Below are 14,700 nucleotides of genomic sequence, written 5' to 3'. Positions count from 1 at the left end.
GGCCGGCCTGATCGGCAAGAGACCCTTCAGGGAGTGGTGCGGGCCGGGAAGGAGAAGCCGTAGCCCTGCTCCTTGAGCCAGGGCAGGTACTCCTTGAGCGCGGCGACGGTCTCGCTGCGGTCACCGCCCCCGTCGTGGAAGAGGACCGTCGGCTGCTGGGGGAGCTTGCCCTCCACGGTGGAGAGGATGGCCTCCAGGCCCGGGCGGCTCCAGTCCTTGGGATCGACGCTCCAGCCCAGCGGGCGCATGCCGCTCTCGGCGGCGATGGCGCGGCTGTCAGGGGTGAAGGCTCCGCCCGGCGCGCGGTAGTACGTGACGGGGACCCCGGGAACCGCCTTCTCGATCATGGCCTTGCCGTCGAGGATCTGCTGCCGCTGGTAGGCGACGGGCTTGTGGTCCATCGTGACGTCGTGGTCGACGGAGTGGTCGCACAGCTGGTGCCCGTCGGCGGCGACCGCACGCGCCAGCTCCGGGTACTTCTGCGCCTTGGTGCCGATCATGCAGAAGGTGGCCTTGACGTGGTTCTTCCGCAGCGTCTCCAGGACCTGGGGCGTCCAGCGGGGGTCCGGGCCGTCGTCGATGGTGATCGCGACCTGACGGCCGGCACCCTGCGCCAGCCGGGAGATCCCCAGCGGGACCCCGGAGGCGCTCAGGGCGGCCCCCTGGGCGGCGCCTGCGGTTCCGGCCGGTGCGGAGTGGCCGCCGGGGGGGCCGGGGGGCGCGTCCGGGGTGCGGCCCACCGAGCCGTCCGTGGCGGCGTACGCGGGAGTGCCGGCTGCCGCCAGGAGGCCGAGGAGGGCGGCCGCAGCGACGGACCCCGCCCGTCGACGACGTGCGGAAGTGGTGGTGATGCGCATGGACGTGCTCTTCCTTTGCCCTCAGCCCCCGGATCTCGCTGGTCGGTCCAGGCTAGGTCATCCGTTCGGACCCCTCCCTCGACCGAATGGCCCGTTTTGTGTGGTTCAGTGCACACGGGCCCTCCGGCGAGAGGCCGACAACCTCGAAGCGCCAACGGTTGTGGCCGCGTCCGTGGTGCCGCGCCGCCTGTGAGCAGTGTCACGGCCCGTAGACGCCGTGCGGCCGCGAGGAGCTTCTCCCGGTCGCGCCGTGCGGCGGGCAGCGGCGGCGGCCCCGGTCGGCCGGTCGGCCTACGGTGCCGTCGCGGCTCCGCAGTGCTTTCTGATGAGCGCGTACGAGGCGATGCGGTCACCGAGGTCGTAGACGGGGGTGGCCAGCATGAGCTCGTCCGCCCCGGTCTCGGCGGCCAGGTGCGCGAGCCGCCGCACGACGGTCTCGGGCGTGCCGACGGCCTGCTGGGCGCGGAAGCCGGCCAGCGCCTGCCGCTCCTGCTCCGTGAAGGGGTGGCCGGCCGCCTGCGCCGGGGTCGGGAAGGGCGTCTGGCTCTCTCCCTTCAGGAGGCCGGCCTTGACGACGTTCATCGGCCCCGCACGCCGGACGGCCTCCTCCTCCGTCTCCGCGCACACCGCCTCCACGCACAGCAGCACCCGGGGCCGCTCGCACCAGCGGGACGGGGTGAACGCCGACCGGTAACGCTCCAGAACCGCAAGGGTGTTGTCCGGCCGGATGTGGTGCGCGACCGCGACCGGCAGGCCGAGTTCCGCGGCGAGCGCGGCCCCCGCGGGGCTGGAGGCCAGCAGCCACGGCTCCGGCAGCGGACCCAGTGCCACCTCGTCCACCAGGAACGACAGGATCGCGGCCACGTCGTCCCGGTACTCGGCATCCGTCGCCGGGCCGGCGCCGCGGCGCAGCGCCCGCGCGGTGGCCTCGTCGAACGTGCCGGGACCGCGGCCGATGCCCAGGTCGATGCGGTCCTCGTGCAGGGCGGCCAGCGTGCCGAACTGCTCCGCCAGCGTGATGGGGGCGTGGTTGGGGGCCAGCACGCCGCCCGAGCCGATACGGATGGCCGAGGTCGACGCGGCCGCGTGCGCCGTCAGTACGACGGGTGGGAACGCGCCGATCGCGGGAGAGTGGTGATGCTCCGCGTACCAGATGCGGTGGTAGCCGAGGTCCTCCAGTCCTTGGGCGAAGGCCGTGGTGTCCCGCAGGGTGTCCGCGGCTCGGGTGCCCGTTTGCACCATCGCGACTTCCAGCGCTGAGAGAGGTATGTCGAGCAGCATGGCGTCAGCATAGGGATCGCGGGTGGCGGCGCGGGCGAGCGTGATCGTTTTCGCGCCACACCGCCGCGCCGCCACACCGCCACACCGCCGCGCCGCCGCGCCGCCTCCACCCCGCTGCAACCGGCGTCGCGACGACCGGAGTCGCCGCTGCGGCTCAGTGCCCCTTGAGCAGGGCGCAGACGAAGTCCTCCTGCACGGTGCGCAGTCGGGCCAGCAGTGCGGGCTTGTTGCCCTTGCTGGTCTGGGTGTTGATCGAGAAGGTCAGCGACCGGGTTCCGTCGGGCGTGGTGGCGGCGAGCTGGGTGTATCCGGGGAAGTTCCCGGTGTGGCCGTAGAGCACTCCGCAGCGGGTGGTGTACTGGAAGATCGCCAGTCCGGCGGCGTTGGTGCCGGGGCCGGCCGGCTCCGAGGAGTCGCCGGGACGGAAGGTCAGTTGCTCCTTGCGGGTCTGTGGCGACAGCAGGGCGGGACCGCCGTAGGCCCGGATGAAGGTGCCCAGTTCCCTGGGGGTGGAGACGATGCCGCCGGAGGCCCAGACACCGGAGGCACCCAGGGCCTCGCTGATGTCCTCCGGTTCGGCCGGCGGCTGGACGTCGTAGCCGTGCAGGTACGGCTGCGGGAGCCGGTAGCCCAGGGGCAGGCTGGTGCGGCGCAGCCCCAGCGGGCGGTACACGAGCTCCTTGAGGAGGTCCTCGTAGCGGCGGTCGGTGACGGCCTCGGCCATGAGGGCGACGGCGATGTTGTCCGAGTTGGAGTACTCGTACAGGGAGCCGGGGTCGAAGAGCAGCGGCTCGTCGGCCACGAAGTCGAGGAGGGTGCGCGGGTCGAACACGTGGCGCGGGTCGGCGGTGAGGATCTCCAGGAACCGTGGGTCGGCCGAGTAGTCCGGCAGACCGCTCGTGTGCTGGAGGAGCTGGCGCAGCGTCACCGCGTGCCAGGCCTCGGGCCGGCCGGGCAGGCGCTCGCCGATGGTGTCGTCGAGGGAGAGCAGGCCCTGGTCGACGAGCCGGAGGGCCACGGCCCCGCTGAACGCCTTGGCGATGCTGGCGATGCGCATGTGGTCGTCGGGGTGCGGTGGGCGGCCGGTGGCGATGTCGCCGACACCGGCCGTGTACACCTCCGTGCGGTCGCCGCGGGTGAGCATGGCGATGACTCCGGGAGGGCCGTCCTCCTGGGCGACCAGTCCGTCGAGCTGCCGCTGGAGGCGCTTGTCGTGGTGCGGGCGGCCGTCGCCCGGGCCCGGGTCACCGGCCGCCTGTGCGGGCTGCAGCAGCCCTCCGAGCGCGGCGGCGGTCAGGACGGTGGCGGACAGCCCGGTGCGGAGGCGGCTTCGGCGGGCTCGGGCTCGGGCGCGGGTCGGCATGTACGTGGCTCCTGGTGGGCTCGGGAACGGGCGGGACGGCCGGGACGACCGGGACGACCGGGGCGGGCGGCGCCCGGCCCGGCCCAGCAGTAGCAGCCCGAGCAACCCGCCGGGTCCGCGGCGCGCGCCGCGACCCCCCGGTTGGCCGCGCAAGTCGCCGTCGGATTCGGGTCGCCGCAGTGCCGGGCGGGCATCTGCCGTCCGTACCGCGCGGCGTGGTCCGAACAGGTCACCAGGAACGGCGTCGCGGTCGCGCTCCACCTGCCACGCCCCTGCTCCTGGTAGTCACGGGAGCGAGACCCCATCCTTCCGAGCGACGGAGAGAACATGCACGCACGCCGATTGGTCACTGTCCTCGCCTCCACGGCCGTCACCGTGCTTCTCGGCGCCGTCGGCGCACACGCCGAGGGGGTGACCGGATCCGATGGCCCGGTGCCCTCGGTTCCCGTACAGCACGGCGACAAGGGCGGATCCGGCATCTCCGGCTACGAGGTCGTGCGCCAGGAAGGCGCAGTCGTCGAGCCGAACGCGTTCGAGCAGGTCGTAGCCACATGCCCGGCCGGCAAGAAGGTGATCGGGGGCGGGTTCTTCGGCAACGGGGCCAAATTGCTCACGATCCGGTCGTTCCCCGGCAGCGGCAACACCTCGTGGATCGTCACCGTGCAGAACACCGACACCGTGCCCCTGGGGTTCAGCGCCTACGCCATCTGCGCGAACGTTCAGAGCTGAGACCGAAGGACCCTCCCCGGCATCGAGGCCGCCTTCGGCGGGGAACCGCCCTGTCAGTGCTCTCATGCATGCTCGTCCCATGACGCACGCTCCCGTCGAGGCTCTGCACGACCTGGCCCACCGCCACCTCCCGCCCGATGACGCCACACGGTGGATCGGCCTGCTCGCGCCGGGCCTGCGCCTGGCCCACGCGGGCGACGGACCGGTGGCCGGGCGGCTCGGCGGGCTCCCGGAACTGCCTCTCGACCTGCCGTGGCCCGCGTGGGAGGGCCACGGCCCGCTGTCCCACATCGCCTCGCTCGACTGCGCGGCCCTCGCGGCAGCCGGCAACTGTGGGCTCGCCCTGCCCGCCTCCGGAACCCTGCTGTTCTTCCTCCACGACGGGCGCCCCGACGACGGCGACTCCCTCGTCCACGCCTCGGACCCCGACACCCGGCCCGGCGCCCGGGTGTTGTACGTGCCCGCAGGCACCCCGACCCGCCCGCATCCCGCCCCGCCCGGGCTCCCTCCCTACCCCGAGGTGCCGCTGACCGCGCAGCCGGGGATGACCGTACCGGCCTACGACTCCCCCGGTGTCCGGGCCGCGTTCGGCGAGGTCGTGGACTCCCGTGAGTGGCGCCACCACCCGGTCAACGCCAGGGCGTTCACCACCGCCCTCATCGACCTCGACGTCGCTCCGGGCGACGTGAGACACCGGCTCGGTGGCCACCCCGTGCCCGTACAGGGGGCCGTGGAGCGGGAGATCGCCCAGGCGGTGCTCGGCCTCGGCGCCTCCTGGCGCGACCCCCGCCTGGACGAGGAGGCCTCCCGGTGGGTGCTGCTCGCGCAGATCGACACCGACTACGAGGCGGACATGATGTGGGGTGACGTCGGCACCCTCTACTGGCTGATCCGCCCCGCCGACCTCGCCGCAGGCCGCTTCGACGAGGCGAGCTTCGCCTGGCAGTGCTGCTGACCCCACCGGCAGGGAGGCGGCGTCCAGGTCGTCGGGCAGCGCTCGAAGGCAGGCTTCAGCGTGCTTCCCCCGCAGGGACCGTCGGCATGGAACCCGCGCTCCGGGCGGCCTGCTCAGGCCGTACCGGCGGCTCGGCCCGGAGGTGCTGGGCGGCGTCGGCGGCGGTGTAGGCGGAGGCGAAGGTGAACGCGCGCGGGGACGGCCCGTGGGCCCGCAGGTCGGCCAGCCGCTCCAGGGCCTCGCCGACGGTCGGCAAGTGCCCGGCGGGGACCCACCAGAGCACCAGGTGTGCCTCGACATGCCGCTCGAACCATTCGCGGCGCCGGCGCATCGCTTCCAGGTGCCCGCTGCGGTAGGCGAAGTCCCACAGGGCCTCCTGGGTCTGCCACACCGACAGGTTGACGATGACGTCCTCCCCCGCCGGGCGCATGCCGGTGGCGTCGGCCTCCCCCTCCTCCACGAGCCGCCACACGAAGCCGGGCGCACGGTCGGCGGCGGCGTTGACCGGATCGAGCATCTCGACGAACGGTGCGATGCGAGGGTCGTCGAAGGGGTGGAGGAGCGTGGCGACGTTGAGCTGGGCGAGGTGGGTGGCGTGAGCCGATGCGGTCATGGCCTCATCCCAGCATGACCGCCCCTTCTATGTCAACGATCGTTGTTTTTAGAAGTCTCGATCACTACGCAGCACTCCCCCGGCCGGGCCTCCATACGGGCGCGGACGGGACCGTCCGCGCCGAACAGCCCCTCCAGCAGCGCGAGATTCATGCCGCAAACAAGGGGCGGGAAGTGTTCGGCGACGGCGTGGAAGGGGCAGTTGCGCATGCGGACGACCCGCTCGGCCACCCCGGTCACCGTCACAGCGCCTCCGGCATCCTGGACGCCCTCCGCACCCTCCGCACCCTCCGCGCCCTCGCCGCCTTCCAGGTACGGTTCGTAGCCTCGGCCGGCCAGCATCTCCATGGCCTCTTCCAGTCCGCCACAGGGCGCCGCCGAGCCTCGCAGGGCCTCGCCCCTGCGGCCCGCGGCCGCACACAGCGCCGCGTCCAGACCCGCCTGCTCGGCGGCCTCGGCAAGCAACTCGGCGGCGGTGAGGTAGTCACGGGCGGGCAGTGACACCGACCGCTCGCCCCGCGCCCTCGTGTACACCTTGGCCGGCCGGCCGGCTCCCGGGCCCGAGCGGCCCGTCAGGCGCCGGCTGCCGCTCTCCAGCAGCCCGGCCTCGGTCAGCCTGTCCAGATGGTGCGCGGCGAGCGTGCGCGCCACCCCGGCCGCCTCGGCGGCCTCGTTGCGGCCGACCTCGCGACCCTGTGCCGCCACGTACTCGTACAGGCGGCGCCGCACCGGATCCTGCAACATCGCGATCGCATCGATATCCTTCACACGGCCATTCTAGGAACAACGCAGATTGGAAATAGAAAGGCGAAGGCCGCCTCCGCCGGGCCGCCGCCCCGCAGGAGAGCTGGCACTCGGCCCGGCGGAATCACCGGTCGTGGTCCGGCCGGCCCGTGCCGGGTCAACCGCCGACGGTCAGCCGGACCGGCGCCGTCGCCGGCGGCCGCGGCAGGCGCAGGCCCGGACCGCCGGGCGTGATCGAGCCGAGGACGCTCGCGCGCCGGGCGCCCGTGCACGAGGGGACGGTGCCCGGCAGACCGTGCGCCGTGAGCCAGCCCAGCACGGCGAAGGCGTACGCCTCCTTCGCCCCCGCAGGCAGGCCGAGTTCGTCCGAGGACCGCACCACGCACCCGCCGGCCCCGCCGGCCCCGCCGGCCGCACCGGCCCGACCCAGTTCCTCCCGCAGCCAGTCCATCAGCACCGGGTTGCGCGTCCCCCCGCCCGATGCGATCACCTCGGTGGCCCCGAAGGGCCGGATCGCGTCGGCGACGGTCCGGGCCGTGAGCCGGGTCAGCGTGGCGACGACGTCCTCGGCGGGCAGCGGCCCGCACGGGCCCAGTGCCGCGCGCAGATAGGGCAGGTGGAAGAGTTCCTTGCCCGTCGTCTTCGGCGCGGGACGGGCGTAGTACGGATCGTCCAGCAGCCTTCGCAGCAGCGGCGGGTGGACCGCGCCCCGCGCCGCGAGAGCTCCGCCCGTGTCCATCGTGTACGCCTCGCCCGACGCGTCGCGCCCCGCCAGCGCGCGCACCGCCGCGTCGATCAGCGCGTTGGCGGGGCCGGTGTCGAAGGCCAGCGGTTCACCCCCGGTCCCCTCCGCCCCGCCCGGTACGACCGTCACGTTCCCGATCCCGCCCAGGTTGAGTGCGACCGGTACCCCGGGCCGCCCCCGCAGCCACATCACGTCGACGATGCTGACCAGCGGCGCGCCCTGTCCCCCGGCCGCCACGTCGCGGGTACGGAAGCCGGAGACGACGGGCCGGCCGGTCGCCTCGGCGATCCAGGCCGCCTCGCCGATCTGGAGCGTGCCGTGCACCCGGCCGTCCTCGGCCCAGTGGAAGACCGTCTGCCCGTGCGACGCCACCAGGTCGGCCCGGCCGCCGCACAGCTCCTCGTCCGCTCGCACCGCCGCAGCGGCGAAGGCCCGTCCGATGCGGGTGTCGAGCCGGCACACCGTGGCGAGGTCCGCCCCGGCGGGGGGCAGGGCCCCGGCCAGGTCCGCCCGCAGATCGTCGTCGTAGACCGTGCTGACCATCCCCAGGGGCGTGAGCACCAGCGTGTCGCCGTCGAGGGAGAGGTCGGCGGCGGCCGCGTCGATCGCGTCGTACGACGTGCCGGACATCAGCCCGACCACGCGCAGGGCGCTCACCGCAGCGCCCGCTCGTGGTCGTCGCCGCGCAGCGTCAGCAGCGCGGCGACGCTCACCGCGCAGGTCGCCGCTGCGTAGTACCCGGGGACGTCGGGATTCCCGGTCCGCTCGACCACCTCGGTGATGATCAGTCCCGCACAGCCCGAGAACACGGCGTTGGACAGCGCGTACGCCAGCCCGAGCCCGGTACAGCGCACCCTGGCCGGGAACATCTCGGCCAGCATGGCGGGCCCCGGACCCGCCATCAGGCCGACGCCGGCCCCCGCGGCGAACAGCGCCGCTGCCTTCGCGTACGCCGGCCCGCCGGGGTCCTGCACCACGTGCAGAAGCGGGAGCGCGAGCACGGCCACCAGCAGGGCCCCCGCCACCATCACCGTCCGCCGCCCGATACGGTCGCTCAGTCTGCCGGCGGGCAGGATCGCCGCGGCGAACCCCAGGTTCGCCAGGACGGTGCCGAGCAGTGCCCGCTGGAAGGTGGTGCCGAGCGTGCTCTGCAGGTAGGAGGGCATGACCACCAGGAAGGTGTAGCCGGCCGCCGACCAGCCCATCATCCGGCCGACGCCCAGCACCACGGCCCGGACCGTCTCGCCGGGACGACGCGGCCGGGGCCAGCCTCGGGTCCCGGCGCCGCCCGGCGTGCAACCACCCGGCGCGACGGCGGGTGGCTCGTCCGGGGGCAGCCGCAACCGCAGCCGCAGCGCGACGAGTCCCAGCGGCAGGGTCAGCAGGAACGGCACCCGCCAGCCCCACCCGTGCAGCTGTGACGCGGTCAGTACGCTCGCCAGGGCCACCGCCACGCAGGCGCCCGCGAGCAGGCCGAGCGCGACCGTGAACGACTGCCAGGCCCCGTACAGGCCCCGCCTGCCGGGTGGCGCGCATTCCGTCATGACCGAGACCGCCCCGCCGAACTCCCCGCCCGCCGACAGTCCTTGCAGGATCCGCAGCAGGGTCAGGAGCCACGGCGCGGCCGCGCCGATCGAGGCGTACGTGGGCAGCAGGCCGATCATGGCCGTGGCACCGGTCATCAGGCAGACGACCAGGACGAGCGCGGGCCGCCTGCCCACACGGTCACCGAACCGCCCGAACACCGCGGCCCCGACCGGCCGGAAGAAGAACGCCAGGGCGAACGACGCGTACGCCTTGACGAGCCCCTCCACCTCGCTGCCGCCCGCCGGAGTGAAGAACTGCGCCGCGATGACGGTGGCGAAGTAGCCGTAGATCCCGAACTCGTACCACTCGATGAAGTTGCCGACGGATCCCGCCACCAGCGCCCGGCGCGCGTCCTTCGGCCGGACCGTCGCAGGAGGCCGCACCGGACCGGGGACGGGTGTGGTCATGGATCAAGCGTGCTGACCCTCGGCCGGCTCCACAAGTGCCGTCCGCCATCTGCCGTACGCCGCCCCGGCCGGGGGGTCAGGCGCGCCGTGCGCCGACCAGCCGGAAGGCGGCGTACAGGGCGACGCCGGCCAGGGCCAGGACCAGCGAGCTCTCGATGAGCTGCGTCGGCCAGTAGTGCGAGACCGGGTGGAACTCCACGTACCAGCCGGTCACGTCCATGTCCGCCGGGCAGACGCGCAGGTTCTGGGTCCGCTCGAAGCAGGCGTACTCGGGCAGGCGCTCACCGGTGGAAGTGAGCAGCCCCGTGTCCATCATCAGGGCGGAGGTCGGCATCGCGTCCATGAGGTTCCCCTTCAGCGGCATCGTGCGGGTCTCCATGGGGAGGAACGACCATCGCAGCGCTCCGACGCCCAGCAGCACCAAGCCGGTGAGCACCCCGGTGAGGGCCATGGAGACCAGCGTCCGCCGGACCAGCTGGCCGACGGTCACGCCGAGGGCCACGCCGAGCAGGCAGTAGGCGGCGAGCACCGGGCCGGCGGCCACGTACGTCCCGGGGTCCGCCCAGAAGAGCTGGTACGTGCCGGGCACCTTCACCCAGCCGAGGCGGTAGACCCCGGCGACTGCGGCGGAGCCGAGCACCGACACCACTGCCGCCACCAGGACTTTCGAGCCGAGCCAGGTCCTCGGGGTGGTCGACTGGGTGAGGGCGAGCCGCCAGGTGCCGCTCTCCAGCTCGCGGGCCGTCATCGGGCCGGCCACGAAGGCCCCCACCAGCAACGGCAGGAACAACAGGCCCGTACCTGCGTACTCCATGAGGAAGTACAGCAGCTCGTGGCCGTGGTTCGGCAACGGTGCGCCCAGCCGCCCGGAGGACAGGCCCGCGCCCCAGGAGCGCAGGGCGATCACGGCGACGAGACCGGTGGCCACGACGGCGGGCAGCACCCACAGCGCGCGCCGGTGCTGGCGGGCGGCGACCCAGTACGGGCCTTTCAGCGTCAGGCCGTTCATGCCCGCACCCCCGTCGTGGTGAGGGAGTCCTCGGTGGTGAAGGACGGGGCGTCGGGGGAACGCAGATGGGCGAGCAGGAGTTCCTCCAGGGTCGGGTGGGCCGTCTGCCAGACCCGGTGGTCGACCGGCCCCCGCGGCCGCACGAGGGCGGTGAGCTGTCGGCCGGTCGTACGGGCCTCGACGACGGTGTGGCCGGTCAGCCGGGCGGAGGCTGAGGCGGGGCCGGTGAGCAGTCGGTGAGCCGCGACGACCTCGTCGACCGGGCCGGACAGGCGGATCCGGCCGCCGTCGACGAGCAGGAGGTGGTCGCAGGCGCCCTCCAGCTCGGTGAGGATGTGCGAGGACATCACCAGAGAGGTGCCGTTGTCGGCGGCATCGGCCATCAGAGTGCCCATGAGCTCGCGCCGGGCGAGCGGGTCGAGATCGGCCATCGGCTCGTCGAGGAGCAGCAGGCCGGGGCGCTTGCCGAGGGCCAGGGCCAGGGCGACGCGGGTGCGCTGCCCGCCGGAGAGGGTACGGACCTTGGTACGCGGGTCGAGCCCCCCGGCCTCGACGATCCGCTCCGCCGTCGCCGCGTCCCAGCGCCCCGGGTTGAGCTCACGGCCCATCCGCAAGGTCTCGCCGACGGTGAACTGCGGGTAGAGGGGCTTGTTCTGCCCGACGTACGCGAGCGTCTCGCGCGGCACGGTGCGCAGGGTGCCTTCCGTGGGGAGCACGAGGCCGGCGGCGAGGCTCAACAGGGTGGATTTCCCGGCGCCGTTGGGCCCGACGAGCGCGCAGACCCGGCCTGCGGGGAGACGGAAGGAGCAGTCGCGCAGCGCCCAGCCTCCCCTGCGTCCGTGGCGCAGCCCGAGGCCCTCCGCCTCCAACACGGTTTCCGTCATGCTTCGCCGTCCCCCTCGAAGTGTCGTTCCAGTACGGATGTGAAGAGCGCGGCCACGTCGTCGCGCTCCAGGCCGGCCTCGCGGGCCCGCCGGGCCCAGTCGGCGAGTTCGTCGTGCAGCGGAGAACCGGCCGCGGCACTGCCCAGGGACTTCCGGATGAAGGTGCCCAGCCCCCGCTTCGCCTCGACGAGGCCTTCGCGTTCCAGTTCGCGGTAGGCCTTGAGGACGGTGTTCGGGTTGATCGCGGTGGCTTCCACGACCTCCCGCGCCGTCGGCAGCTTGTCGCCCGGCTCCAGCAGGCCCAGGCGCAGGGCCTGCTTGGTCTGCTGGACGATCTGCACGTACGTGGCGATGCCGCTGCGCCGGTCGATGCGGTATTCCAGCACGCCAACACCACCCTTTCACTAAGGAAGTAGTGAAAGGGTGGTGCAGGGGTGGGACGGTTGTCAACTCGCGCTGGAATCAAGGGGGACGGCACACGCAGTCGCCAAGCTTCGCTCAGCCGGCCTCTGTGCCCTCCTCCGGCCGTTCGGCGTGCTGGTCCGCGGGCTCGTTCCTCAGCCACAGCGGGTGCTCCCGCTCCGCCCAGGGCCGCTCGACGGACCCGGTGCGCATCCCCCTGCGTGCCTCCGGATCGGCGAGCGCCATCCTGATGTGCCCGGCCAGGACCACCCCTATGGCCAGGGCCAGCCAGTCGTGCACGAAGGTGGCACTGGTGCGCCACACCAGCGGTGTCAGGTGCGTGAACCACATCAGCACACCGGTCGCCAGCATCACCAGGACAGCGCCCGCGATCCACGACGCATAGATCTTCTGGCCGGCGTTGAACTTCCCCGCGGGCCGCGATGCGCGCCGGCGGTCGCGTCGCCGCACCGCGCGCAGCCACCTCCTGTCGTGCGGTCCGAAGCGGTTCAGCCTGCGCAGATCGGCCCGGAAGGCGGCAGAGGCGAGACCGGCCAGGAACGGCGCGGGCAGCAGGATCCCGGCCCATTCGTGGACCGTCACCACGAGGTCCCTGCGGCCGACCAGCTCGGCGAGCTGCGGTACGTACAGAGCGGCCGCGGTCGCCACGCACAGCAGGGTCAGCGCGGCGGTCACGCGGTGGACCCAGCGCTCGGCACGGGTGAACCTGGCGACCCGTCGGGTCGGTTCAGACGGTGGGGGTGTCACTGCGCCCGTTGGACCCGCCGACCCAGGCGTCGACGTCATAGCCCCGCTCCTCCCAGTAGCCGGGTCGCACCTCGGACGTGACGGTGATCCCGGAGAGCCATTTCGCCGACTTGTAGAAGTACATCGGTGCGACGTAGAGCCGGACCGGGCCGCCGTGCGAGTGGCTGACCGGCTTGTCCTGCATCTGCAGACAGACCAGCACGTCGTCCCGTCGGGCCTGCGGCAGCGTGAGGCTCTCGCTGTACGTGCCGTCGAAGCAGGTGAAGCGGATCGCCTTGGCCTCGGGGCTGACACCGGCGGCGTCCAGCAACAGGGACAGCCTGACGCCGGCGAAGGGGGTCTCCGGGACCCGCCAGCCGGTGACGCACTGCACGTCCCTCACGACACGGTTCTGCGGCAGCGCGCGCAGGGCGTCGAGGGTGTACGTCGCAGGGCGCTCGACCAGGCCGTCCACGGTGAGCCGGTAGTTCTGCTCGTCCTTGCGCGGTACGGAGGTGGCGACGGAGTAGTAGCGGAAGCCGCCCCCGTTGGGAAGCAGCCCGGTGAGCCCGGTCGGGTCCTTGTCCGAGGCGGCCCCGAGGAAGGCCTCGATCCCGCGCTGCACGTACGGAGCGGCGACGAGGCCCCCGGCGCCGAGCCCGAGCATGCCGAGCACGAGACGGCGACCGACGGGGGTTCCCTCGAAGTCGGGGTGGTCTGTCGTCACCCCTTGATTCCAGCACCCCGGGGTGCTGGACACCAGGGAGACCGGCGCGACGTCAGACTTCCGTCACAGATCCTTCCGGTCTCCCGGCAGGCGCCCTACCGGGCCGGGCGCATTTCGGGCAGGATGACCCGGCGCACCCGAGGTCACCCACGGCGGTGACCCCGGCCCGGTCCCGCCCGCGATCCGGAGGTCCCAGTGGCTCGGCACGACGACCAGGCGCGGCGTGACGAGCTGTACCGCGACCCCTATCCGCTCTACGAGCGTGCCCGCCGGGCCGAGGGGCTGACGTACGTGCCCGAGTTCGACGCGTGGCTGGTGGCGCGCGACCGGGACGTACGGGAGGTGCTGCTGCGTGCGGAGGACTTCTCCTCGGCCCATGCGCTGCTCCCGGACATCCCGCTCTCGGAAGCGGCCCTCGGCGTCCTGCCACGCGGGTTCGGCCCCCGGCCCACCGTCGTGTCCAGCGACGGCGCGGCCCACCGGCGGCACCGGGCCCCGCTGAACCGGGGGCTGTCCGCCGCCCGGGTGGCAGCGCTGCTGCCGTACGCCCGGACGTGCGCCAGCGAGCTGGTGGACGGCTTCGCGGCGGGCGGGTCGACGGAGCTGGTGGAGGCGTACGCCCGGCGGCTGCCCGGGATGGTGGTCGGACGGCTGATCGGCCTGGACCCCGCCGACGTGCCCGCGGCCGTGCACGGCGGCTACCGGGCCGAGGAGCTGCTGTTCCGCCCGCTGTCGCCGGAGGGGCAGGTGGCCGCCGCCGAGGACGTGGTCGCGCTCCAGCACCTGCTGGACGGGTACGTCCGCGACCGGCGCGAGCGGCCCCGGGACGACATGTGCTCGACCATGGTGGCGGCCCTGGCTCCCGGTGACGCCGAGCTCACCCTCGAACAGCGCCACGAACTGGTGACCAGCCTGCAGAACCTGCTGATCGCCGGATTCCTCACCACGAGCGCCCTCATCGGCACGATGCTGCTGCACCTGCTCGGCGACCGGCGGCAGTGGCGGATGCTCCGCGCCGATCCGTCCCTGATCCCGGCGGCGGTGGAGGAGGCCGTCCGCCACGACACCGCCATCCAGGCCTTCCGGCGGACCACCACCCGGCCGGTGACGCTCGCCGGGACCGAACTGCCCGCGGCGGCCACGGTGCTGGTGGCGTACGGCTCGGCCAACCGCGATGAGCAACGGTACGAGCGAGCGGGGGAGTTCGACATCACCCGGCCCGCGAACCGGCAGCACCTCGCCTTCGGGTACGGGACCCACGGCTGCCCCGGTTCGCAACTGGCCCGCGATCAGCTCCGCCTGACCCTCGACCTGTTCATCCGCCGCATGCCGGAGCTGCGGCTGGACCGGGACCGTCCACGGCCGCAGATGCGGCCCACGCTGATCCACCGCTCACCGCAGGCCCTGTACGTCACCTGGTGACACGGCGGCCGTTCACTCGTCCGAGTTGCGCGGAACGCGGGGCGCGGGTGTGGGTGTGGCGCCGACCGGGCCGTGGCCTGCCCGCCCCTTGTCTCCCGCCGCTCGTCTCCTGCCTGCCCGCCGCCGTTCGTTTCCGGTTGTTTCCGGTTGTTGCCGGCATGTGGCGGTCCCGTGGCAGGGTTCGCCGGCCCCTGGCCGGGCCGTCCCCCGGTACCTAACATCCCCGGCA

The 14,700-nt window shown here is 73.3% G+C and carries 15 protein-coding genes; 3 read left to right on the top strand and 12 right to left on the bottom strand.

The window, feature by feature from the left end; all coding sequences use genetic code 11:
• Positions 1-26: 26 nt before the first annotated feature.
• The 3 genes from ACFY0D_RS27495 to ACFY0D_RS27485 all read right to left on the bottom strand — a co-directional run bounded on the left by ACFY0D_RS27495 (position 27) and on the right by ACFY0D_RS27485 (position 3,501).
• Positions 27-857: a polysaccharide deacetylase family protein gene (locus ACFY0D_RS27495; protein WP_390800728.1), complete on the bottom strand. Its 831-nt coding sequence runs from the start codon at positions 855-857 to the stop codon at positions 27-29.
• Between the two features lie 291 nt (positions 858-1,148).
• A complete protein-coding gene (locus ACFY0D_RS27490) occupies positions 1,149-2,135 on the bottom strand; it encodes an MsnO8 family LLM class oxidoreductase (protein ID WP_390800763.1) in 987 nt (328 codons plus the stop codon).
• Between the two features lie 157 nt (positions 2,136-2,292).
• A complete protein-coding gene (locus ACFY0D_RS27485) occupies positions 2,293-3,501 on the bottom strand; it encodes a serine hydrolase domain-containing protein (RefSeq protein WP_390800727.1) in 1,209 nt (402 codons plus the stop codon).
• Between the two features lie 327 nt (positions 3,502-3,828).
• Between ACFY0D_RS27485 and ACFY0D_RS27480 the strand changes: the two genes are divergently transcribed.
• Together ACFY0D_RS27480 and ACFY0D_RS27475 are read left to right on the top strand one after the other, a co-directional pair.
• The gene (locus tag ACFY0D_RS27480; RefSeq protein ID WP_390800726.1) at positions 3,829-4,230 is read left to right on the top strand and encodes a hypothetical protein; all 402 of its coding nucleotides are present in this window, start codon (positions 3,829-3,831) and stop codon (positions 4,228-4,230) included.
• A gap of 79 nt (positions 4,231-4,309) precedes the next feature.
• Positions 4,310-5,185 carry a YwqG family protein gene (locus ACFY0D_RS27475; RefSeq protein ID WP_390800725.1) on the top strand — a complete coding sequence of 292 codons (876 nt, stop codon included), beginning with the start codon at positions 4,310-4,312 and terminating at the stop codon, positions 5,183-5,185.
• Between the two features lie 55 nt (positions 5,186-5,240).
• Here the strand turns inward: ACFY0D_RS27475 and ACFY0D_RS27470 are convergent, their stop codons facing one another.
• The 9 genes from ACFY0D_RS27470 to ACFY0D_RS27430 all read right to left on the bottom strand — a co-directional run bounded on the left by ACFY0D_RS27470 (position 5,241) and on the right by ACFY0D_RS27430 (position 12,989).
• Entirely contained in the window at positions 5,241-5,798 is a 558-nt protein-coding gene (locus tag ACFY0D_RS27470) for a DUF3291 domain-containing protein (RefSeq protein ID WP_390800724.1), read from the bottom strand.
• Positions 5,799-5,830: 32 nt separating this feature from the next.
• The gene (locus ACFY0D_RS27465) at positions 5,831-6,565 is read right to left on the bottom strand and encodes a helix-turn-helix transcriptional regulator (protein WP_390800723.1); all 735 of its coding nucleotides are present in this window, start codon (positions 6,563-6,565) and stop codon (positions 5,831-5,833) included.
• A gap of 133 nt (positions 6,566-6,698) precedes the next feature.
• Complete coding sequence (locus tag ACFY0D_RS27460; RefSeq protein WP_390800762.1) at positions 6,699-7,934, bottom strand: anhydro-N-acetylmuramic acid kinase; 1,236 nt, start codon at positions 7,932-7,934, stop codon at positions 6,699-6,701.
• A gap of 5 nt (positions 7,935-7,939) precedes the next feature.
• Positions 7,940-9,280, bottom strand: coding sequence for an MFS transporter (locus tag ACFY0D_RS27455; RefSeq protein ID WP_390800722.1), 1,341 nt, complete (start codon positions 9,278-9,280; stop codon positions 7,940-7,942).
• Positions 9,281-9,356: 76 nt separating this feature from the next.
• Positions 9,357-10,289, bottom strand: a complete 933-nt coding sequence (locus ACFY0D_RS27450) for an ABC transporter permease (protein WP_390800721.1) — start codon at positions 10,287-10,289, stop codon at positions 9,357-9,359.
• On the bottom strand, positions 10,286-11,173 hold the full coding sequence (locus ACFY0D_RS27445) for an ABC transporter ATP-binding protein (protein ID WP_390800720.1): 888 nt from the start codon (positions 11,171-11,173) through the stop codon (positions 10,286-10,288). The genes ACFY0D_RS27450 and ACFY0D_RS27445 overlap by 4 nt, the downstream gene beginning before the upstream one ends.
• Entirely contained in the window at positions 11,170-11,559 is a 390-nt protein-coding gene (locus ACFY0D_RS27440; RefSeq protein ID WP_390800719.1) for a GntR family transcriptional regulator, read from the bottom strand. Before ACFY0D_RS27440 ends, ACFY0D_RS27445 begins: the two co-directional genes overlap by 4 nt.
• A gap of 112 nt (positions 11,560-11,671) precedes the next feature.
• Positions 11,672-12,382, bottom strand: a complete 711-nt coding sequence (locus ACFY0D_RS27435; RefSeq protein WP_390800718.1) for a cytochrome b/b6 domain-containing protein — start codon at positions 12,380-12,382, stop codon at positions 11,672-11,674.
• The gene (locus ACFY0D_RS27430) at positions 12,324-12,989 is read right to left on the bottom strand and encodes a molybdopterin-dependent oxidoreductase (protein WP_390800761.1); all 666 of its coding nucleotides are present in this window, start codon (positions 12,987-12,989) and stop codon (positions 12,324-12,326) included. The genes ACFY0D_RS27435 and ACFY0D_RS27430 overlap by 59 nt, the downstream gene beginning before the upstream one ends.
• A gap of 255 nt (positions 12,990-13,244) precedes the next feature.
• Between ACFY0D_RS27430 and ACFY0D_RS27425 the strand changes: the two genes are divergently transcribed.
• Positions 13,245-14,471, top strand: a complete 1,227-nt coding sequence (locus ACFY0D_RS27425; protein ID WP_390800717.1) for a cytochrome P450 — start codon at positions 13,245-13,247, stop codon at positions 14,469-14,471.
• The last annotated feature ends 229 nt before the right edge of the window (positions 14,472-14,700 follow it).

This window comes from Streptomyces sp. NPDC001502 (assembly GCF_042894785.1).
GTDB lineage: Bacteria > Actinomycetota > Actinomycetes > Streptomycetales > Streptomycetaceae > Streptomyces > Streptomyces kutzneri.
The sequence above is the reverse complement of the archived record's forward strand: the minus strand, read 5'-3'. Positions and strand labels throughout refer to the sequence as shown.